Annotated in this window: 15 protein-coding genes; 8 read left to right on the forward strand and 7 right to left on the reverse strand. The window is 69.5% G+C overall.

Annotated elements, in window-relative coordinates; translation table 11 throughout:
- Window positions 1-22 precede the first annotated feature (22 nt).
- Together ACWF82_RS12370 and ACWF82_RS12375 are read left to right on the forward strand one after the other, a co-directional pair.
- Entirely contained in the window at window positions 23-688 is a 666-nt protein-coding gene (locus ACWF82_RS12370) for a DUF1707 SHOCT-like domain-containing protein (RefSeq protein ID WP_452500605.1), read from the forward strand.
- 803 nt (window positions 689-1,491) lie between these two features.
- On the forward strand, window positions 1,492-3,114 hold the full coding sequence (locus ACWF82_RS12375) for a DUF2339 domain-containing protein (protein WP_452500607.1): 1,623 nt from the start codon (window positions 1,492-1,494) through the stop codon (window positions 3,112-3,114).
- Window positions 3,115-3,187: 73 nt separating this feature from the next.
- On the opposite strand, the gene ACWF82_RS12380 is transcribed toward ACWF82_RS12375, so the two are convergent.
- From ACWF82_RS12380 to trmB, 3 genes are read right to left on the reverse strand one after another with little or no spacing between them, the layout of a single operon-like run.
- Complete coding sequence (locus ACWF82_RS12380) at window positions 3,188-8,200, reverse strand: MMPL family transporter (RefSeq protein ID WP_452500608.1); 5,013 nt, start codon at window positions 8,198-8,200, stop codon at window positions 3,188-3,190.
- On the reverse strand, window positions 8,201-8,923 hold the full coding sequence (locus tag ACWF82_RS12385; RefSeq protein ID WP_379305593.1) for an NYN domain-containing protein: 723 nt from the start codon (window positions 8,921-8,923) through the stop codon (window positions 8,201-8,203).
- A complete protein-coding gene (gene trmB / locus ACWF82_RS12390; protein ID WP_452500610.1) occupies window positions 8,920-9,753 on the reverse strand; it encodes a tRNA (guanosine(46)-N7)-methyltransferase TrmB in 834 nt (277 codons plus the stop codon). The genes ACWF82_RS12385 and trmB overlap by 4 nt, the downstream gene beginning before the upstream one ends.
- A 166-nt stretch (window positions 9,754-9,919) precedes the next feature.
- On the opposite strand from trmB, the gene ACWF82_RS12395 reads away from it, so the two are divergent.
- The 3 genes from ACWF82_RS12395 (at window position 9,920) to ACWF82_RS12405 (ending at window position 14,566) form a co-directional block, all read left to right on the forward strand.
- Window positions 9,920-11,029 (forward strand): hypothetical protein, encoded by a 1,110-nt coding sequence (locus tag ACWF82_RS12395; RefSeq protein WP_452500611.1) that lies wholly within the window; start codon window positions 9,920-9,922, stop codon window positions 11,027-11,029.
- A 28-nt stretch (window positions 11,030-11,057) separates the two neighbouring features.
- Window positions 11,058-12,485, forward strand: a complete 1,428-nt coding sequence (locus ACWF82_RS12400; RefSeq protein WP_452500613.1) for a hypothetical protein — start codon at window positions 11,058-11,060, stop codon at window positions 12,483-12,485.
- 251 nt (window positions 12,486-12,736) lie between these two features.
- Window positions 12,737-14,566 (forward strand): phosphoenolpyruvate carboxykinase (GTP), encoded by a 1,830-nt coding sequence (locus ACWF82_RS12405; protein ID WP_452500615.1) that lies wholly within the window; start codon window positions 12,737-12,739, stop codon window positions 14,564-14,566.
- A 54-nt stretch (window positions 14,567-14,620) separates the two neighbouring features.
- On the opposite strand, the gene ACWF82_RS12410 is transcribed toward ACWF82_RS12405, so the two are convergent.
- Window positions 14,621-15,376 carry an HD domain-containing protein gene (locus tag ACWF82_RS12410; RefSeq protein WP_452500616.1) on the reverse strand — a complete coding sequence of 252 codons (756 nt, stop codon included), beginning with the start codon at window positions 15,374-15,376 and terminating at the stop codon, window positions 14,621-14,623.
- Between the two features lie 277 nt (window positions 15,377-15,653).
- Here ACWF82_RS12410 and ACWF82_RS12415 point away from each other — a divergent pair, with 277 nt between their 5' ends.
- Window positions 15,654-15,833: a hypothetical protein gene (locus ACWF82_RS12415; RefSeq protein ID WP_452500618.1), complete on the forward strand. Its 180-nt coding sequence runs from the start codon at window positions 15,654-15,656 to the stop codon at window positions 15,831-15,833.
- On the opposite strand, the gene ACWF82_RS12420 is transcribed toward ACWF82_RS12415, so the two are convergent.
- The gene (locus tag ACWF82_RS12420; RefSeq protein WP_452500620.1) at window positions 15,830-17,278 is read right to left on the reverse strand and encodes an aldehyde dehydrogenase; all 1,449 of its coding nucleotides are present in this window, start codon (window positions 17,276-17,278) and stop codon (window positions 15,830-15,832) included. The two genes, ACWF82_RS12415 and ACWF82_RS12420, sit on opposite strands and share 4 nt — an antisense overlap.
- Window positions 17,279-17,489: 211 nt before the next feature.
- Here ACWF82_RS12420 and ACWF82_RS12425 point away from each other — a divergent pair, with 211 nt between their 5' ends.
- Window positions 17,490-17,786: a hypothetical protein gene (locus ACWF82_RS12425; RefSeq protein WP_452500622.1), complete on the forward strand. Its 297-nt coding sequence runs from the start codon at window positions 17,490-17,492 to the stop codon at window positions 17,784-17,786.
- On the opposite strand, the gene ACWF82_RS12430 is transcribed toward ACWF82_RS12425, so the two are convergent.
- A complete protein-coding gene (locus tag ACWF82_RS12430) occupies window positions 17,714-18,586 on the reverse strand; it encodes a class I SAM-dependent methyltransferase (protein ID WP_452500624.1) in 873 nt (290 codons plus the stop codon). The two genes, ACWF82_RS12425 and ACWF82_RS12430, sit on opposite strands and share 73 nt — an antisense overlap.
- Window positions 18,587-18,739: 153 nt before the next feature.
- Between ACWF82_RS12430 and ACWF82_RS12435 the strand changes: the two genes are divergently transcribed.
- Complete coding sequence (locus tag ACWF82_RS12435) at window positions 18,740-19,909, forward strand: glycosyltransferase family 4 protein (RefSeq protein WP_452500626.1); 1,170 nt, start codon at window positions 18,740-18,742, stop codon at window positions 19,907-19,909.
- Here ACWF82_RS12435 and ACWF82_RS12440 read toward each other — a convergent pair.
- Entirely contained in the window at window positions 19,875-21,827 is a 1,953-nt protein-coding gene (locus tag ACWF82_RS12440) for a hypothetical protein (RefSeq protein WP_452500628.1), read from the reverse strand. The two genes, ACWF82_RS12435 and ACWF82_RS12440, sit on opposite strands and share 35 nt — an antisense overlap.
- Between the last annotated feature and the right edge of the window lie 113 nt (window positions 21,828-21,940).

Here is a 21,940-nt window from a genome sequence, read left to right on the forward strand (position 1 = left end):
TTTTCCTGGCACCCTCGATGACATGGGCGGTCCCGAATCTCTCTCCGTACCCGGTGCCACGACCTTCGGTCCCGTCGGCGACCGCGAGCTGCGCGTCTCCGACGCCGAACGCGAACACGTCGGTCAGCTGCTGCAGCGCGCCGTCGGTCTCGGCATGCTCTCGCTCGGCGAGTTCACCGAACGCATGGACACCGCGCTCGCGGCGAAGACCCGCGGTGAACTCAACGCCGTGCTCGTCGACCTGCCCGGCATGCGGGTGGCGGGCGCGCCCCAGCCTGCCGCCATGCCACGGCCGCGGCCCGTCCCGCCCGGCGGCTCGACCCCCGGCCTGATCCGCAGCCGCCTCTCGGGCGTCAACCGCCGCGGACCGTGGCAGGTCCCGCCGGTGCTGCACCTCAACAACCTGATGTCGGGCGTCACCCTGGACTTCACCGAGGCCGTCATGCAGACCCAGATCGTCGAGATCAAGGTCGACGACTACTGCACCGGCCTGACCCTGCTCGTCCCCGCCGCCGCCACCGTCGACCTCAACGGCCTCGATCTGATCGGCTCCAGCGTCAACAACAAGGTCCGCACCGGCCCGCCCATCGGCCCGCTGCACCTGGTCGTCCACGGCCGCGTCCGCTTCGGCTCCGTCACCGCGAAGTACCCGCTGATGGTCCAGTGGCGCCGCTTCCTCGGTTCCTGAGGCGATTCACGTAGGAGTCCCGCACTCCACCGGGTGTTTCTACTCATGTCCCACGCGACCCGCACGTCGACGATGAAGGCATGAGTACGTCGATCGATCCCGCGCTCGTCGCGCGACTCTCGGGTGAGTTCACCACGCTCGGCGCCCAGATGGGGCGGCTGGGCGGTGAGCTGGATGTGCTGCGCGCGCAGTTGCAGGGGGAGGTGCGTCGGTCGGCGATTGATGCGCAGGCTGCCGCGGATCCCGCCCATTCCTCGGCTACCGGTGCCGAGTGGGCTGGATGGGCCTCGGATCCCAGCTGGCGAGCTGCCGGGAGCGCATCCGAGGGCGAAGTGCCTGCTGGTGATGTGCCAGATCCAGATGGTGGGGTCGCCGGGAGCGCAGCTGCTTCGGGTGCCGACACAGCGGCGGTATCGGGTGCGTCTGCAGGAGATTCGACAGTCTCAGGTGGGGTGCCTGTAGATATGACCGCTGGGGGTGCGTCCGGTGGTGGCCCGACTGGTGGGCTGCTGGTGCCTGGTGGTGTGTCCGCGTGGGGCGTTCCGGTCCGCGGGGAAATGCCGGTTGGTGGTCCGGCGGTTCCGGGGGGAGCGCCTTTCAGCGGTGTGTCGTTGCCGGGGGGAGCCCCTCCTGGTGGTGCGCCGGTTCATCCGGTGTGGGCGCCGGGACGTGGAACGGGTGCGCAAATGGCTGTGGCGCAATCGGTTCCGCAGTCTGCGCCGGGGTATGGGGGTTGGGCTGGGGCTCCTGGGTATGGCCCGGTTGGGGTGGGGCAGCGGGGGACCGGGTGGGTTGCGCCGCCGGTGCGGGAGCCTCGGACGCCGTGGTGGCAGCGGGAAGGGGTGATCTCGCGGGTGCTGGCGGTGGCTGGGGTCGGGGTGACGCTGATCGGTGTGTTGATGTTGTTGGTGCTGGCCGCGCAGGCTGGGTTCTTCGGGCCGGTGGCGAGAGTTGTTGCCGGTGGGGTGCTTTCGGTCGGTCTCGTCGGTGCGGGATGGCGGGTGTTCGGTCGTCCTGGTGGGCGGGTTGGTGGAATTGCCTTGGTGGCCACCGGTATTGCCGGTGCGTATCTGGACGTTGTGGCGGTGACCGGGTATTACCGCTGGGTGGCGCCGGGTGTCGGGCTGGCGGTGGCGCTGGTGGTCGCGCTGATCGGTGTCGGGATCGCGATGCGGTGGCAGTCGCAGCCGCTGGCGGTGGGGGTGGTGCTCGGGGCGGCGGTGTTGTCGCCCGCGCTGACGACCGAGCTGATGCTGCTGGGATTCCTGGTGGTGTTGCAGGCCGCGGGGGTGCCCGTGCAGATGCGTCGGGAATGGCCGGTTCTGCACGTGGCGCGCACGTTGCCGGTGGTGCTGGCCGCAATGAGTGTGATCGCGCTCAGCGGGCTCTCGGCGGCTATCTCCGGTGACGAGGTGGAGCAGCGTGGTGGACTGCTGGTCGCGGCGGTCGCGTGTGCTGTGGTCGGGCTGATCGGCGCGGTGCTCGTGGTGCGTCGCAGGGCCGTTGACATCACCGCGAGCATCACCATCGCACTCACCGCACTGCCGGTGTTCGCCGCGGCGATGCTGTTCGATCGTGTGTTGACCGCGTCGATCACCGGGGTTCTGGCGGCGGTGCTGCTCGGTCTGTCTGCGACCTCGCTCGTTCCCGGTCTCGCCGATCGGCTCGGGATCCCCCGGCACACCGCGCTGGTGTCGGCGCTGACCGGTGCCGTGTCGCTCCTGCTGACCTGCGTCAGCGCTACCGGAAGCGAACCGCACCTCCTGCCGACGGTGCTGTTCGCGGTGGCCTTGGCTTTCCTCGCTGTCGCCGCGACGAGCCGGACCCGGGTGGGAGCCTGTGTCGGCATCGGCTTCGCGCTGCTCGGCGGATTGGTGCTGCTGACGATTGCCTCGCCGGAAACCCTTGCGCTGCATCGTCTCGCGGATCAGCGTCTCGACATTGCGACGGCTGCGGCGGCGGTGCTTGGGCTCGGCGTCGCGGCTGCGGTGGCGTGGACGGTGCCACGGCTTTCCGGCTGGGCTGACCAGGCGCTTGTCACCGGTGTGTGGATCGCGGTGAGTGTCGCCGGCCTGTACTACGTGCTCGTCGCGGCGGTGTCGCTGGGCGTATCGCTAGGTGGGGCAGACGGTTTTATCCTCGGGCACAGTCTCGCGACGATCGTGTGGATGGTCGCGGCCACGGCCTCGCTGTTCTACGGGCTGCGCAGGCTGTCCCGGTCGCCTGCTGTCGCGAAGGTGTGCCTGGTGTCGGGTCTGCTCGTCGCCGCCGCCGCACTGGCCAAGCTGTTCCTGTTCGACCTGTCGACGCTGTCCGGTCTGGTCCGGGTCGCCGCCTTCCTGGTCGTCGGAATCCTGTTGCTGCTCACCGGGACTCGATACGCACGCGCTTTCGCCGAATCGCGTCCGTCCAGTCCGGCCGTCTAGGTAAACGGACCGTCAAGACGACACCCACGGCGGAATCGCGCCGTGGGTGTCGTCATGTTCGGGTCCCCTGCCGTCAGTCGCTGTCGTCCTCGCGGCGGCGCAGCAGCTCATTCACGCTGACCGTGCGGCCCTCGTTGCCGTGATGCCGCCCCTCATCGGCCGCTGACCCGCGACGCGAGGAGCGCAGCTGCGCCATCCAGTTCTCGATCTCGTCGCGGCTGTCCGCCTGCGGCGCGTCGGATTCCGGTGCGGGAGAGGCACCGTCGTCCGGCGACGAGGTGGCCCCGGCCTGCTCCTCCTGGCCCGGCGCGGGCACCGCGGTGAATCCGGCGGGAGCCTGCCACTGACCTGGTGCATCCGCAGGGTTGCCCTGCGGCTCGGCGGGTTCGGTCTGCCACGATGCGGGAGTGGCGGCAGGGTTGTCCTGCGCGTCAGCTGGTTCGGCGTGCCACGATGCGGGAGTCGCCGCAGGGTTGTCCTGCGGTTCCGCGGATTCGGTTCGCCACGAGGCGGACCTGGCCGCGGGGTGGTCCTGCGCGGCGGCGAGTTCGGCGTGCCACGGTGCGGGAGTCGCCGCAGGGTTGTCCTGCGGTTCCGCGGATTCGGTTCGCCATGATGCGGGCGTATCCGGCTGGTGGTTCCGCACGTCGGCGCGTTCGGGTTGCCACGATGCGGGCGTATCCGCAGGGTGATTCCGCACGTCGGCGGGTTCCGGCTGCCACGATCCCGGCGTATCCGCAGGGTTGTCCTGCGCGGCTGCGGGTTGCCACGATGCGGGCGTGGCCTCGCCGGGTGTGACGGCGGTGAACCCGGGCGGGGCGACCTGCGGGCGCACCACTTCGGGCTGCGCCGAATCCTGTTCCGGCGCAGGTGTAACCGGGGAGAACCGCGGTCCACCATCGGTCTCGGGGGCGCGGAATCCACTCGGCGTGGCGGGCTCGGCCGGGCTCCACGGTGACCGCGGCTGCGTCTCGACGGGCACCGGCGTACCGAAAACGCCACGCGCAGAGGACTCGTCCGCGAGCTGCGGGGCGTCAGCCGCCGGTCGCGGGGCGTCGGTCGCGGGACGCGGGGCGTCAGTCACCGGTCGCGGAACGTCAGCCACGGGACGCGGAGCGTCAGCCGACGGGCGCGGCGCGTTCGGTGCGGGACGTGGGGCGTCGGTCGCGGGGCGCTGTGCGTCAGCCATGGGGCGAGTTGCGTCGGTCGCGGGGCGCGGTGCGTTCGGCACGGGACGCTGTGCATCAGGCACGGGACGCACGACGCCGTTGTTAGCGGGCGGCTCGGCGCGATGCGCTCCCGGCGCGACCGAGAGATCGGTCGGCGGCACAAAGCCGCGCGACTCCGGCTCGGTGCCGCGCGATTCCGGCTCCGGCGCGGACTGCTCGGTCGCGTCGGTGCCCGGTGCGGGTTCATACCCGGTCAGCGGGGTGAACCCACTGAACGTGCCACCGGCGGGCGGCTCGACCGGCCGCGGCGTCGGCGTGACCATGCTCGGCGGCGGTGGGTTGACGATATTCGGCGCGGACGGCGGAGCGACGCGCGGCGGCGTGTTGACGATGCTCGGCGCAGGCGGCGGCACGACACCGGGCGGCGGCGTGTTCACCATGCTGGGCCGCACCGGATTGACAATGCTCGGCCGCGAGCCGGAATCCTCTGCGGGCCTACCGAACTCAGGCGCATCGGACGGCGTCGACGCGCGCGGCGCCGACGTGTCGCCCCCACGCGCGGGCGGCGTGTAACCCGCAGGCGGCTGCACCCGCTGCGACCCGCGCGGTGCGGATTCGCGCGTGTTCCTACCGGGTGAGTCGACGCCGGGGACGCGCCCGCCGCCGATAACGCCGGACGTGTCAGGGGCGGAGGAGTCGTGCCCACCGATGACGCCGGACTCGCTGATGCTGGAACCCGCAGCACCACTGGTGCTTTCGGGCACGGGGCGGAAACGTCCCTGCGAGCCGGGGCCGGCGTCCCCCGCCGTGCCGATACCGGTGCGGTCGTGTGCGCTGGTGGCGGAGTCGCCTGACGTGCCGAAACTGGAGCGCCCCTGTGTGTTGGGGTCGGATTCGCCTGGTGTGCCGAAGCCGTGCATGCCGGGGAGGGAGTCGCCGGGCATGCCGGTACCGGGGTCGTCCGGCGTGGCGAAGCCGGAGCTACCCGGGGTGTTGTTGCCGGAGTAGCCGGGAGTATCGAGGCCGGAGTTCCTGGGGGCGCTGAGACCGGAGATGCTCGGCGTGCCGAGGGCAGTGTCTCCCTGCGTCCCGAAGCTGGAGTTCCTCGGCGTGCTGATGCCGGGAGTGCTCGAGATGCCGGGGCCGGTTTCGCTCTGCGTGGTGAAGCCGGTGGCGCCGGGCGGGTTGGAGCCCGAGGTGCCAGGTGTGTCGAGGCCCGAGGTGCCGGGCGCACCGGAGCGGAGATCGCTGCGCGGCGTCGGCTGCCTGTTGTCGGGTCCCGACGTCGAATCGCCTTGTTCCTGATCGGATTTCGGTGCCTCGGCACCGGGCTTGACGATCGGCAGGATCTGGGTCGGCTCGCCGCCGGAGTGGTAGGACAGGTCGGCCGAGGGGGTGTCTGGCTGGTTGGTGGACGAGTCAGCCGGTCCCTTATCGGACTTGGGCGCCTCGGCATCCGGCTGCACGACCGGCAGCACCTGGGTCGGCTCGCCCGAGGACAGCATCGGTGCGCGGGGGCGGGTCGGATCCGGGGACATCGGCGGGCGGGGCCGGGCCGGCTTGGCGGGGTCGTTGTGCTCGGTGATCTTGTCCAGGTGCGCGGTCGGCGCCTCGGCCTCGATCTCGGCGACCGTGCGCGGGCGGCGTGGGGTCTTGGCCAGCTTGCTGTCGGGGACCACCGTCATCTGCATGGTCGGCGGGTCGGTGATCGGGGTGGTCTTCACCAGGTCGACCACGGAGCCCTTCTGCGGGCGCTCGTCGTCGAGGATGGGCTCGCCGAGGCCGATCTTCTCCTGGATGCGCTTCATCCACTTCGGCGCCCACCAGCAGTCGTCGCCGAGCAGCTTCATGATCGCGGGCACCAGCAGCATGCGCAGCACGGTGGCGTCGATGAACAGCGCCGCGATCATGCCGTAGGCGATGTACTGCATCATCACCATGTCGGAGAACGCGAACGCGCCGGTCACGACCAGCAGGATCAGGGCGGCGGCGGTGATGATCCGCCCGGTTTGGGCGGTGCCGATCCGCACGGCTTCGGTGGTCGACGCACCTTGGGCGCGCGCCTCCACCATGCGGGAGAGCAGGAAGACCTCGTAGTCGGTCGACAAGCCGTAGATGATCGCGATGATCAGCATCAGGACCGGCGCGCTGATCGGCTGTGGGGTGAAGTTCAGCAGCCCGGAACCGTTGCCGTCGATGAAGATCCAGGTCAGGATGCCCAGCGTCGAGCCGAGTCCGAGCGCGCTCATCAGCGCTGCCTTGATCGGCAGCACCAGCGAACCGAAGGTGAGGAACATCAGCACGAAGGTGGTGAGCAGGACGATCAAGATCATCCACGGCATCAGTTCCATCAGCGTGTCGATGCTGTCGGCCATGAGCGCCGGCTGACCGGTGACATACATCGTGACGCCGTCGGGTATTTCGATCGAGCGAAGGTAGTCGATCGTCGGTTCGGCGTTGTTGGTGGGATCGACCAGGGTCGCCGAGGTGCGGAACACCTCGGGGTTGGTCGGCGACTTGACCGGCACTTCGAACGGGCCGACCAGCCCGGGAGCCTGGTTGGCTTCCTTCCAGACCTTGCCGATCGCATTGGTGTTGTCCGAGACGAAGACCAGCTGGATCGGGTCGGTCTTCTTCAGCGGGAAGACCTCATAGAAGTGCTCGAGCGCGGCACGGGTCGGATTGTCCGGCGGCAGGTACTTCTCGTTGATGCCGCCGAAGGCCAGATTCTTGACCGGGATGATCAGCAACAGCAGGATGACCGTGACCGGGATCGCGATCTTGAGCGGGTGCTTCATCACCCAGCGGGTGAGGTTGCCCCAGAAACCGTTCTCGACCTGCTCGGCGGTCTTTGTCTTGCGGAACCACTTGAGACCGAGCATGTCGACGCGCGGGCCCAGGATGCCCAGCATCGCGGGCAGGATCGTGATCGCGCTCAACGCCGCCAGGGAGACGGCCGCGATGGTGCCGTACGCGACCGACCGCAGGAAGCCCTGCGGGAAGATCAGGACGCCGCCGAGGCTGGCGATGATCATCGTCGCGGAGAACAGTACTGTTCGTCCAGCGGTCATCACCGACCGTCGGACGGCGGCGCGCGTGGTGTAGCCCTCCGCTAATTCCTCGCGGAAGCGGCTGACGATGAACAGGCCGTAGTCGATAGCGAGGCCGAGACCGATCATCGAGACGACACCGGTGACGAACGAATTGACCTCGGTGAAGTTGGTCAGCACCATGACGATGCCAGTGGCGCCGATGATCGTCAGACCACCGATGATCAGCGGCAGTGCGGCGGCGACGATGCCACCGAAGATGAAGAACAGCAGCACCGCCACCGCGGGGAAGGCCAGCACTTCCATCCGCTTGGAGTCGTGGTCGATGGTGTCGGTCAGGGTGACCGCGATGGGCTGCAGGCCCGAGACCTCCACGTCGACACCGGGAATGGCGAAGACATCGGCGACGGCCCGGTAATTGGCCATCATGACGGTGTCGTTGTCCCCGGCGATGGCGATCGATGCGAACGCGTGCTTCTTGTCCTTGGATCCGAACGCCGACGGGGCCGACTGCGCGTCGCCGATCTTCCAGTAAGCACCGTTGATCTTGCTGATCTGATCGGGATGTTCAGCGACGACCCTGGTCAGACTGTCGACGATTTTCCGCGAGAATTCTGGGTCATCGATCGTCTTGTCCGCGGGGGCGTTGTACATAACGATCACGTCGGCCATGTGGTCGCGCCCGTACGAGCCGTCGGCGATCTGCGCGCCCTGCACCGACTCCGAACCCGGATCGAACCAGCCACTCTGGCTCAGCCGAGGCCCGAGCCCCATGCCGTAAGCGCCCAACGCCACCATCGCCCCACCAACGACGATGATGACGGCAAAACGGAACCGATAGACCAGATCGCCCCAGCGGGTGAACACTTAAGCGACTCCTTGACCAGGGCGAGACGTGAGTAGTGCCGACAGCGGCCGGAAAGGCTGCAGCCAGGCACCCTCGTCGGGCAGCGAATCGAGGCTCACCCGCGGTAGCGGCTCCCGGAATACTCCCGGGATGTCCTCGAGGTCGACGAACTCGAGAGTATCGGAAGTCACCGCCCAACTCGCGTGCTCGCGGAATCCGAGGACCTGAGCTGGGATTCCCTTGGCGGCAATCGCTTCGAGCGGTTCGCGGAACGCCTGACCGTCGGCCGAGGCGACCATGATGCCCGCCAGGCCGCCGTCGCGCTCGCGCATCGCGATGTGCGCGAGCATGTCGGCGTCGACGTCGGAGTCCTCGTCGATCTTCGGCTTGGCGAAGACCGCGAAACCTACGTTGCGTAACGCCTCGACCCACGGCCGGACCACGTCGGCGGTACCCGGCGCGATATTGGTGAAGACGGTGGCCTCGGGTTCGACGCGGCCCTTCGCGCCGACCGACAGCTCGGCAGTGCGCGCGAGCAGCCAGCGGCCGAGCGCGTCGAAACGGGGGCGATAAGCAGCGGTGGGACGTCCACCGAGGATGGCGCCAAGTCCCATGTCGAGGTTCGGCGCGTCCCAGACGAGCAGGACGCGTCGGACATCGGGGCCGGAACTGCCCAGCGCCTCGCTGCCGGTTGCTCCCTGGGCGATATCCGGCATCTCGGTGGCGATCTCACTCACGCTCATCTGTCGATCTTCCCCCATATGAACTCGTTGATGGCGCTACCGGCACGCAGGCCTTTGCCCTCGAACTTGGTGACGGGCCGTTCGAAACCGATCGGCGCGGTAACGCGGTTGGCGGCGCTGTCGCCGCCGGTGGTGTCGTTCAGGCCGGTGAGCAGCGGTTCCGCCGAGCCTACTGCCAGGATGTGCTCGGCGTAATCGGCGTGGTCGGTGGCGACGTGCAGCACGCCGCCCGGCTTCAGCCTGCTGGCGATCAACGCGAAGGTCGGCGCCTGCAACAGCCTGCGCTTGTGGTGGCGTGCCTTGGGCCACGGGTCGGGGAAGAACACCCGGGCACCGGTCAGCGACTCCGGGGCAACCATGTTCTCGAGCACATCGACGGCGTCGCCGCGCAGCAGCCGGATGTTACCGATCTCCTCGCGCTCGATCTGGCAGACGAGCTGGGCCAGACCCGGCTGGTACACCTCGATGCCGATCAGGTTCAGGTGCGGTTCGGCCTTGGCCATGGCGGCCGTCGCGGTGCCGGTGCCGCAGCCGATCTCGATGACCAGCGGGGCGCTGCGCCCGAACCAGGCGTCGGCGTCGACCGGCTCGTTGGCGACCTCGCGGCCGATCACCGGCCAGGTGCGTTCCCAGGCGACCTGCTGATTCGGCGTCAGCGCGCCGCGCCGCGAGCGGAAGCTCGTGACACGCGGGTACAGGCGCGAGCCGGTGGTCGAGCGACGGCCCGCCTCATGCGGGATCTCGGAGAGTTTGGGATGGGCCGGGGCGGTGGACGGCTGCCCCGGAACCGACTCGACAGGGTGGTTGGCGGCGTCGTTCACGACGTCCATTGTCCAGCATGCGCCGAGCTACGTCGCAGCCGAGTGCGGCGGGCCGGGCGACGCGCGGTCGGATCGTGGCATGTAGCGGCGGTGTTGCCCCTGGTCGGCAGTTGGTTCGCGACGGCCGCCGCCCCGCGGATCTGACAGAATGCCCTCGGAAAAGGGGGTGGGCAGAATGTCGACAGCCACCGAGTCCACACAGACACGGGCATCCGACCAGCTCGACCAGCTGGTCTCCGTGCTCGCCGCCGGTCGGGGCGGTGATCCGGCGATCGCCGATCGGCTCGCCGCGGCGGTCGCGCGTCGTCGGCGTCCGCTGCGCATCCAGGTGGCGGGGCGGGCGCTGAGCGGGCGCAGCACGGTGCTGCGCGCGCTGGCGCTGCTGTCGGCGGATGAGACCTCGCCGGTCGATCAGCCGGGGGAGCCCGATCCGGTCCTCGACGGTGATCTCGTCATCTATGTCCTCGCCGGTGCGCCGCAAGCCGCCGACCAGCGATTGCTCGCGACTCTGCCGCCTGGCCGCGGTGTCGTCGTGCTCAACAAGGCCGACGCGGTTGGCGCGCGCTGGGGCGAGGCCGTCGCCGCCGCCGACCGGTACGCGCGCGAGCTCGGCCTGCCGATCGTGCCGGTCGTCGCCTCGCTGGCGGCGCACACCAGGGCGGGCGCGGTCGACACCGCCGACCTCACCGACCTGCGCAGACTCGCGGTCGGCCCCGATATCCCGTCCGTGCTGTCGGCCGACCTGTTCGTCGGCACCGGCTCCGACCAGGACGCGCGCAGGCGGCTGATCGCCCGCTGGGACCTGTACGGCGTCGACTGCGCCCTCACCGCCCTGCGCGCCGACCCCGACCTCAGCGCCGCCGCGCTGATCCAGATCCTGCATTCCGCGGGCGGCATCGACCCGCTGCACCGGCTGGTGCACCGCCGCTACGAGCAGGTGGAAGCGGTCCGCGGTGGCGAACTGCTCGACGAGCTGACCAGGCTCGCCGCGCGCGCCGTCCCCGGTGACGGTGGTCACGCCCGCGAACTCATCGAGAACTACCTCATCGGCGACGACGCGCTGTGGGCCGGACTGTGCGCGGGCCTGGCCTGTCCGCAGGTCGCCCACCTCGCCGCCGGCTACCGCTCACCCGCACCCGCCGACGCCGACGAAGCCCTCGCCCGCGCGACCCGCTGGCGCGCCGTGGTCTCCAGCGACATGCCGCCCGCCGCCCGCCGCGCCGCCGTGCGCGTGCACAACGGCTATATCCGCGCCTGGGAACGGATGAGCAGTGCCGGACTCTGACAGACCCGGTGTTCTTCCCGCGGAGGCCGTGGCTGTGGTGGAGCGATGGAACCCCCAGGGTGTGGCCTTGCTGCGGGCGATGGAACAGCCGGGTACCGGCGCACGCGTCGTCCTCTACGCCGTAGACGACGCCAACACCACCCTGCTGCGCACCGAGTTGGCCCGCTTCGAACCGCGCATCGACCTGGCCGACCCGGCCACGCCCACACCGGCCGACGACCGGCCCGTCGCCCTGATCCTCTTCGACGCGGGCAGCGTGCTCGGCGCCGACATACTCGCCCTGATCGAGCGCCTGCGCGCCGCCGACCAGCGGATCGTGCTCGCCATGAACGGCTTCCACGCCTATCAGGACTGGCAGGCGATCCGCGAACGCAGCCGCGCCCTGCTCGCCGCGCGCGGCATCGTCGACCTCGACGTGCTCCCGGTGTCGGCGCGCCTGGCCGCCGCGGCCCGCGCCGCCGACGACTCCGCCCTGCTCGACCGCTCCGGCCTGGCCGCCCTGCACACCGCGCTGGCCGCGGCGACCGCGCGGGGACCGGCCGACGGCGCCGAGCGCAGGTCGGCCGTGCTGACCAGGGTGCTCACCGACACCACGGCGCGCATCACCGAACAGATCACCGCGCTGCGCTCCGGCACCGACTCCGCCCGGATCAGGGAGGAACGGGTCGGCCTGCTGGCCGAGCGCGACGGCGGCCGCCAGACCGGCCTGTCGGCGGTGCGCAGCCAGGTCCAGCTGGCGCGCGTCGACCTGTCCACCGAGGTCGGCGCGCTGGTGCGCGCGCTGCACACCCGTTCCCGCGCCGACCTCGACCGCTGCGACCGCGCCGAACTGCGCGCCTACCCGCAGCGCCTGCAGCAGGCCGCCGCCGACTTGTCGGTCGCGGTCGACACCGTGATCGACGACCGGGTGATCGAGACCGCCCGCCGGGTCGGCACGGCCGCGCCCGCCGCACGCAGGCGCGATCCGGCCCCGCGACTCGGCCCAGATCCGGCCCCGAGACACCGCGGTGTCGAAGATCACCTCATGATCGCGCTCGGCGCGTCGGCTGGCGTCGGCCTCGGTCGTCTGATCGTCGCGCCGCTGTCGCTGGTGCCGACTCTGGACGTCGCGAGCGTCCCGGTGACGCTGCTGCTCGGCGCCGGCGCGGCCTACTGGGTGGTGCGTGCGCGGGCACAGCTGGCCGAGCGCAATCACCTGGCGCAATGGGTCGCTGAGGCGCTGGTGAATATAAAAGCCCTGCTCGAGCAGCGTGTCGCCGCGGTCCTGGTCGATGTGGAGGCAGAATTGGCCGAGCATGTGATCCGCGAATCGACGGCACGGGCGGTGGCTGTCGACCGTCGCGTCGCGGAGCTGGACGTTCTCGCGCGGCGGCTCGTCGCGGAGCGCCCGGCGCAGTTGGCGGCGTGCGAGCGCGACGTCGCGGTGCTCGACCGCTCTGTGGCCACGATTGGCTGATCGACCGATGGGTAGTTATCAGAGACCAGATTCCTAACCCGATTCCGTCTCGATCGTCATATCGCGTTAACCTTTAACCAGGAACCTGGGCGTCCGCTCCGTGCCAGTCGATGCGCGGCCTCCGTCCGTGGACGGCGCTGTACGCCGTCCATTTGGGGTTGTGCGGTGGTTGGTTCGCTGCGGACGCCTTCCCGCCCGGTGGCGATCGATGGACTTCGCATCGAAAAACCGCCCATCTCAGGAGAGTTTTCATGACCTCAGCGACCATTCCTGGTCTTCGTGGATCCGACGGCACGGCGCCGACCGAGCACAGTGAACTGCTCGCCTGGGTACAGGAAGTCGCAGAGCTCACTCAGCCGGATCGCGTGGTCTGGGCCGACGGCTCCGATGCGGAATGGGATCGCCTGACCACGCAGCTGGTCGAGGCGGGCACCTTCAAGAAGCTCGACGAGAAGAAGAAGCCGAACTCGTTCCTCGCGCTGTCGGACCCGTCCGACGTCGCCCGCGTCGAGTCGCGCACCTACATTTGTTCCAAGACCGCGGCCGACGCCGGTCCGACCAACAACTGGGTCGACCCCGCCGAGATGCGCGCCACCATGACCGAGCTGTACCGCGGCTCGATGAAGGGCCGCACCATGTACGTGGTGCCGTTCTGCATGGGCCCGCTCGGTGCCGAGGACCCCAAGCTTGGCGTGGAGATCACCGACTCGGAGTACGTCGTCGTCTCGATGCGCGTGATGACCCGCATGGGCCAGGCCGCGCTCGACAAGCTGGGCGCCGACCGCCCGTTCGTGAAGGCGCTGCACTCCGTCGGCGCGCCGCTGGCGGCCGGCCAGGCCGACGTGCCGTGGCCGTGCAGCGACACCAAGTACATCACCCACTTCCCCGAGGACCGCGAGATCTGGTCCTTCGGTTCCGGCTACGGCGGCAACGCGCTGCTCGGCAAGAAGTGCTACTCGCTGCGCATCGCCTCGGCGATGGCCCACGACGAGGGCTGGCTGGCCGAGCACATGCTGATCCTCAAGCTGATCTCGCCCGAGAACAAGAACTACTACGTCGCCGCCGCGTTCCCGAGCGCCTGTGGCAAGACCAACCTCGCGATGATCCAGCCGACCATCCCTGGCTGGCGCGCGGAGACCCTGGGCGACGACATCGCCTGGATGCGTTTCGGCGAGGACGGCCGCCTCTACGCGGTGAACCCGGAGTTCGGCTTCTTCGGCGTCGCGCCGGGCACCAACCGCAGCTCCAACCCCAACGCGATGGCCACCATCGAGGCGGGCAACACCGTCTACACCAACGTCGCCCAGACCGACGACAACGATGTGTGGTGGGAGGGCCTGGAGGGCGACCCGCAGCACCTGATCGACTGGAAGGGCAACGACTGGACGCCCGAGTCGGAGGGCCACGCCGCCCACCCGAACTCGCGCTACTGCACCCCGATGTCGCAGTGCCCGATCCTGGCCCCCGAGTGGGACGACCCGCAGGGTGTGCCGATCTCGGCGATCCTGTTCGGCGGTCGCCGCAAGACCACCGTCCCGCTGGTGACCGAGTCCTTCGGCTGGGAGCATGGCGTGTTCATGGGCGCCACCATGGGCTCCGAGCAGACCGCCGCCGCCGAGGGCAAGGTCGGCACCGTCCGCCGCGACCCGATGGCGATGCTGCCGTTCCTCGGCTACCACGTGGGCGACTACCTCAACCACTGGATCAACCTCGGCAAGAACGCCGACGCGGACAAGCTGCCGAAGATCTTCTACGTCAACTGGTTCCGTCGTGGCGAGGACGGCCGCTTCCTGTGGCCCGGATTCGGTGAGAACTCCCGCGTGCTCGAGTGGATCGTCGGCCGCATCGAGGGCCGCTCCGGCGCCGAGGCCACCCCGGTCGGCAACGTCCCCTCGGCCGCCGACCTCGACCTGGACGGCCTCGACGTGGTCGTGGCCGACGTCGACGAGGCGCTCGCGGTGAACACCGACGAGTGGCGCAACGAGATCCCGTCGATCGAGGAGTGGTTCGAGTTCGTCGGCGACAAGCTCCCCTCGGGCGTGCGCGACGAGTTCGAGGCACTCAAGGAGCGCCTGGGCTGATCGCCCCGGAGGACTACGAACCGCCCGTACCGCATTCGGTACGGGCGGTTTCGTCTATTCGGCGAACGGCGCCAGTTTGATCATCTGCAGGAAGCCGGTGCTCTTGAGCCAGTGGATGCGGCCGTCTGGAACCGCGGCGGCCTCGGCGTCGAAGCAGTCGATGAGGTGCTGCTTGAGGTGATGGCGTGGGTGCTGGGCGAGCAGGTCGCCGACGAAGGCGGCGTCGAGGTCGGACAGACGTCTGCCGAGGACGTCGACCGAAGCACCGGCCGAGACGAAACCGCCCGGATCGCTGAGGTTTCCGGCAGCGTCGGGATTGATATGCGCCGCGATCGCGGCGCCGATCGACTCGGCGCGCTCGGCAGGCGCGCCGTGGCGCAGTGCGAACGCGTTCGCCGTTTCCCCACCGGTCACGGCGAAACACCGGCCCGGCGTTGGTGTTTCCAGCGTCAGATCGTGCAGCAGGCTGGCCACGTAGGCGATCTCTTCGTCGTAGTCGACTTTGTCGAGCTCGGCCAGCGCGCGGGCGAAGAAGTAGGTGCGGAAGGAGTGCGCCAGCACGACATCCGAAAGCTGTTCGCGCGCTTCTACTTCCGCGGCGCGGGCGAGTGCGGTGTCCGGTAGGCTCAGCTCGGCGAGGTCGAGCCGACCGGCGCCGCGGCGGCCGAGCGCATGGCGGATCCGGCCGAACATCAGTGTGGGTGCGGTGCGCAGCAACCCCAGGGTCAGGGCGCGGCGCTGGGCGGCGGTGAGATTTCCGCCGGTGCGGGTGGCCCAGTCCCAGTCGAGGGCGGGTGACACGGTGAGCATGGTCGATCTCCTCCGACGCGATGATTCCCGGTTTCCGTCGAGTATCGCGGAGCGGGCACGCCCGGTGCAGGATCCTGACCTCGGCGAGCCGGTCCGCGGACGATTTCCCGACTCGATTCTGGGTATATCTGTCTATGTCAGAGGGTCGCTGACTGCGGACGGGTGCTGTCACCTATATTCCTGGGCAGCACGTCGCACCATCCGAGCTAACTCCCTTTCGAGACTCGGGCGCCGCAGACGCGGTCCCGGCGAATCGACGCTGAGAGGTGGTTGACGCATGACCGATCTGGTGACCGGACACAAGTCCGACACCTACTCGAGTACGCCACTGCAACGAGTGGCCGGCCGCTTGCAACGGGCCCTGCCACCGGGGTGGCGGGTCGACGTGGTCGACCTACCGCCCCGGGGCCAGGTGGCCGGACAGCCGGTCCTCCGGGTCGTGATGCCCGAGAACTAGCCCGCGGTCCAGCCCATCGGCATCAGCACCGACTTCTGCTCGCAGAACGCGTCGAGCCCCTCTGGACCGTTCTCCCTGCCGATACCCGAGTTCTTGTACCCGCCGAACGGTGCGGTGGGGTCGAAGGCGTACCAGTTGATCGCGTAGGTGCCCGTGCGCACCTTCGCCGCTATCTCGACGCCGTGCTCGATGTCGGTGGTCCACACCGAACCGGCGAGGCCGTAGTCGGAGTCGTTCGCGATGGCGATCGCCTCCTCCTCGGTCTCGTACGGGATCACCGAGAGCACGGGGCCGAAGATCTCCTCCTGCGCGATGGTGCTCGAGTTGTCGACGTCGGCGAAGATCGTCGGCTCGACGAACCACCCACGCTCGACGCCGGCAGGCCTGCCGCCGCCGAGGACAAGACGCGCGCCCTCTTCCTTGCCCTTGGCGATGTAGCTCTCCACCCGGTCACGCTGCTTCTCGCTGATCAGCGGGCCGAGCTGGGTGGCCGGATCGGTCGGGTCGCCGGTCTGCATGGTCTTGACGTGGGCGACCAGCGCGTCGACGATCTCGTCGTAGCGGCTGCGCGGCGCGAGGATGCGCGTCTGCGCGACACAGCCCTGCCCGCTGTTCATCAGCCCGGAGAACGCCAGCACGGGGATGCTGGCGGCCAGGTCGACATCCTCGAGCACGATGGCGGCCGACTTGCCGCCGAGCTCCAGCGAGACGGTCTTGAGCTGCTCGCCCGCGATCGCGGCCAGCTTGCGGCCGACCGCGGTGCTGCCGGTGAAGGTCACCTTGTCGACGCCGGGGTGGCTTGCGAGGTATTCGCTCTCCGCCGCGTCGGCGGGCAGAACCGAGAGCACGCCGTCCGGGAGCCCGGCCTCGGTGAAGATGTCGGCGAGGAGGTTGGCCGTCAGCGGGGTCAGCGGCGACGGCTTGAGCACCACCGTGCAGCCTGCAAGCAGGGCGGGGCCGAGCTTGTTCGCGGCGAGGAACATCGGGACATTCCAGGCGGTGATCGCCGCGACGACACCGCGCGGTTCCCGTGAGACACGGGAGGTTCCGAACAGGCCGGTGCGAGTCTCGTTCCACTGGAACGTCTTAGCCAGGGCCGCCCAGGCGTCCAGCGCGGCGACGGCCGGAATCTGGTTGAGTGTCAAGGCGGCTAACGAAGGAGCGCCCATCTCCGCGGTGAGCGCGGCGAGCAATTCGGGCGAACGCTGCTCGATCAGGCGGGCAGCTTTGGTGAGCACCTCTGCTCGTTCCAGTGGTTGTGTCGATGGCCACGGTCCGCTGTCGAAGGCGTCGCGGGCCGCGGCGACCGCCGCGTCCACATCGGCCTTCGTTACCGCGGGCACGCTGCCGACGGTCTCCTCCGTTGCGGGTGAGACCACGGAAATGCGGTCACTACCGGCAGGGGTGGTCCACTTCCCGCCGATGAACAGACTGTCGTAGTGCATAAGAACACGTTACAGTTTTGTAGCCGGGTTGTCTGCAACACGTTCTAATTCGCTGTCCCGCAACAACTGTGAACAGGGCGAATTCCAACCTGTCGGTTCGGTTTTCGGGTAAACGCACTATTGCGTTCTGTTGTTGAAAAGGGGATGCTTTAGCTACTGATCAGCTCGCTCGATTCATCAGACCTTTACAGCGAATTGGGGAGACCGACTCATGGCTGTGCAAGTGATCGGCCGATCGTTGATGACCAGCGACCAGACCGACCATCAAGCGAAGAGTGTGGGCAGCGGGGGATGGGTTGTGTCATTCCTGCCCGGCCGCACACTCACGATCGAGCAGGCAACTGCCGCCATCCAGGCCGCCGAGGTGGTCGCGATGGTCGGGGTGCTCGCCGATCAGGTCGGACTGACCACGCTGGAGACCGTTGGCCTGGCGATTCAGGAATCGCCGTGGGCAAGCGCGCTACCGGAACCGGCCCGCAGGTTCCGTCGATTGAGCTGGCTGGGCTGATCGACCTTGGTGGCGACGACCACCAGGTTGCTCACCAGTAGCTCGCGGATCACCGGAACCCGGACAAGCCACCACGCCCAGCGCGGGTGATAGCGGGGGAACACTGTCCGCACGTCGGCCGATGTCGTTGCCGCCCAGCGCAAACCGTCGGCGGCGGTCACCGCGAACAGTGACCTGCCGAACCTGTTCTTTGGTTCGCGCCCGTGCTTGCGAAGGTACCGGCGGGCCGCGTACTCGCCGCCGAGGTAATGCCAGAGGCCGGTCTCGTGACCACCGAACGGCCCGTGCCACACCGTGTAGGAGAACACGATGAGGCCGCCGGGCTTGGTCACGCGCACCATCTCCTCCGCCATCACCCACGGCTGCGGCACGTGCTCGGCCACGTTCGAGGAGAAGCAGACGTCGAAGGCGTTGTCGCGGAACGGCAACGCCATCCCCGATCCGCGGACCGAACCGGAGACCCGCAGGCCCGCCGCGTGCATCTCCGACGGGTCGGGCTCGACCGAGACGTAGCGCGCGCCCGCCGCGGTGAACTCGTCGGCGAAGTAGCCGGGCCCGCCGCCGACGTCGAGGACGACGGTGCCGGTGAGGTCGCGGCCCGCGATGTCGGCGTAGAAGTCGCCGATCAGGTCGGCGCTGTCGGTGGCGATGCCGCCGTAGAACCTGGCCGGGTCGGACTGCTCGAACCGGAAGCTGGTGAGCAGCCGCAGCGAGCGGCGCAGCGTCGCGCGACGCGCGAACCTGGACTGGTCGCGACGCTGGACGTGCTGCTCGGTAGTCGGCAGGAATGCGGTCGGCACGGGCAGAGTTTATGGGCAGCCTCACCGGGGGTGCTCGCGTGGTCCACCGGACACAGCTGGACGGTAGCGGCGATATCGATGTGTCGCGCAGAACACACCCGCTAGGGTGGGTGCCGACCTTTGTCCTCGACCGACCCGATTGCGAGCCCGACCGTGCGTGAAGTCCTCCTGCTGTGCTGGCGTGACACAGGGCACCCACAGGGCGGCGGCAGCGAGCGGTACCTGGAGCAGGTCGGCGCCCAGCTGGCCGCGCGCGGCATCAAGGTCACCCTGCGTACGGCCGGTTATCCGGGTGCGCCCCGACGGGAGCGGATCGACGGCATCGACATCAGCCGCGCCGGTGGCCGGTTCACCGTGTATCCGCGGGCGCTGGTCGCCATCATGGCCGGTCGGCTCGGGATCGGGCCGCTGCGCGATGTGCGCCCCGACGTCGTGATCGACACCCAGAACGGCATCCCCTTCTTCGCGGGCGCCACCGGCGTGCCCTCGGTGGTGCTGGTGCACCACGGTCACCGTGAGCAGTGGCCGGTCGCCGGCAAGCTGGTCGGGCGGATCGGCTGGTGGATCGAGTCGCGCCTGTCACCGCGCGTGCACCGGGCCAACCAGTACCTCACCGTGTCGCTGCCCTCGGCCGAGGAGCTGGCCGTGCTCGGCGTCGACCGCGAGCGCATCGCCGTCGTCCGCAACGGCGCCGAACCGGTGCCCGCCGAGGTCGTGCCCGGCGCCGACGCCACGCGCGCGGACCATCCGCGTATCGCCGTCCTGTCCCGCCTGGTTCCGCACAAGCAGATCGAGGACGCGCTGACCGCCGTCGCCGCCCTGCGTCAGCGGTTCCCCGACGTGCACCTCGACGTCATCGGCGACGGCTGGTGGGCGCCGAACCTGCGTGCCTGCGCCGACGAGCTCGGCATCGCCGACGCCGTCACCTTCCACGGGCACGTCGACGAACGCCGCAAGCACGAGATCCTGTCGACCGCGTGGGTCCACGTCATGCCCTCCCGCAAGGAAGGCTGGGGTCTTGCCGTCATCGAGGCGGCCCAGCACGGGGTGCCGACCATCGGATACCGCAGCTCGCGCGGGCTCACCGACTCCATCGTCGACGGTGTCACCGGTCTGCTCGTCGACGACGCTCCCGCGCTCGCCGACGCGGCCGGTGACCTGCTGGCCGACCCGGATACCCGCCTGATGATGGGGGAGAAGGCGCGTGCGCGTGCCCATGAATTCTCCTGGGCGCAAACAGGTTCCGGGGTTTACGAAGTGCTGTCCGCTGCTGCCCGTGGTGATTTCGTCACCGGGTTGGTCGCCCCGCCCGCCCAGGGCTGACCCGACGTAGCGCCGCGGTGACAAGTCCACCGACCAGCAGGACCGCCCACAGGATGTGAGCCGCTGCGGATATCCACCGTTGTGTCGGTGTTGCGATGTCGGTGGGGGTGTGGCCCGGAATGCGGTACAGCGCCAGGTCGGTGTCCTGATAGGCCAATTCCGCTGCGGCGAGGGTCTCTTCGGAGTCGCCGAGTGGGCCGGGGGAGCTGCGCTCCACGACGATCCAGCCGACGCCGAGTGCGGCGATCTCGGCGGGTGTCGCGCCACGCGACAGTGCGTCTTCGACCGTGCGAGCCCGATTGCCCTCGCCGGTGACGGCATAGCCGCGGACCCGGAGTTCACCGGTTTGCAGGACGTCGTTCGGGAGGATGCGGGGGGCCGGGTCGAGGACGGGAGCTGTTCCGCTGTAGGGGAATCGGCGGAACATGCCGGTCGGGAGGACGGCGACGTCACCGGGTGCGTCCATGCGGTCGACGACCTGCGCCCAGCCCGCCGGGTAGTGCACCGGGCGCATCTTGCCGCCGACCCCCCACGCCAGGTCGGCCAGCGGCAGGACTATCAGCGCGATGAAAACAACTGCGACAGCGGAAGCTCCGGCAGTGCCTGGTCGTGCAGCCACTGCACGACCGGGATCCGCCGCACGATCGGAATCCGCCCGAAGACCAGGATCCGCCTCGGAATGATCGGCCGCGTATCGGTGCCACCACGTCACCACGGTCCCGCACGCTGCCGCGGCGCACAGCACGTACGCGGGCATTGCCAGCGCCACGTACTTCTGTGTATCGCGCAGCAAGCCGGCCCCGGGAACATGCACCACCAGCCACTCGCCGACCGCGAGCCCCGCACTGGTCGCACCGAGCGCGGGCAACACGATCGCCACGGCCGCGATCACCAGCAATGCCCGGCCATCCCGCCCCAGCGCCCACACGGCGCGCACCCCGAGCGCGACGATACCGAGCAACAACATGGTCCCGACCAGCGCCAACGGGGTCGTCCTCGTCGCAGGCACCGCCTCGCCGTTCCAGATCCCACCCAGCCCGGCCAAGCTGCCCAGCGTGCCGAGCCACGGCTCAGCCCTGGCCGCGAACGCCGACACCCCCGCCGGATCAGACGGCTCCGCACCCGACCCAAGCGCCGTCGCCGTCAACCACGGCGCGCAGGTGGCGATCCACAGGACCGCGGCGGGCAGGAAAGCGCGGCGTCCGACCAGCGCGAGCCCAATGATCGCGGCCAGCAGCGACCCCGTCGGCGTCAGCCCGGCAGCCGCAAAACCAGCAGCAAGCGCCGCCCACGCGCCGAACGAACCGCGCCCAACGTAGAGCTCCCCGCTGCCGCCGGACCCAGCTGGACTCGACGATCCAGCGCCGCGCGTACCGGCATGTGTGTCGGGACTTGCTCCCTCGCTGGTATCCGCACCTGGACTCGCATGGGCGACAGCAATTGGGCGGTGGCGCTGTGTCGCTTGCCTGACGCGGACGGCGGCGAGTGCGGTCCAGGGGAGGGCGGCGTAGCCGGCGAGGAGGCTCCAGTGGCCTTGGAGGAGGCGTTCGGCGACGAAGGGGTTCCACAGGGCGAGGGTGGCGGCGACCAGTTGGGCGGGGGTCGACGCGGCGAGGAATTCGCGGGTGAGAACCGCGGCGCCGTAGCCGGCTGCCCACAGGGCGACGATCAGGATCGCCTTCACGAGGAGGCCGCCGTCGATCATCGGGGACAGGACGGCGAGCAGGGCGTCCTGGGGAACGGCACGTGGTGCGGCGGCGCCGAGGCCGAGGGCGGAGTCGGTGAGGTAGGAGCGGGGGGTACTGACGGCGTCGCGGAGCAGCAGGTAGCCCGACCCGGCCAGCGGTCCGACGATGATCAGCGCGAGCAGTGCGCAATATCCGGCCACCCAGGCCCGCGCACGCCTATCTCCCGTCACGTCACTGCACCTTACGTCCCGTCGGTCCCCTCGGCCCGGCGGGCCAGCCCCGCGCCTGACGCCTGCCCGCGGGGGAGCGCACCGGCGTCAGGCGCGGCCGACCCGCTGCCATC

The organism is Nocardia sp. NPDC055053, from assembly GCF_053608285.1.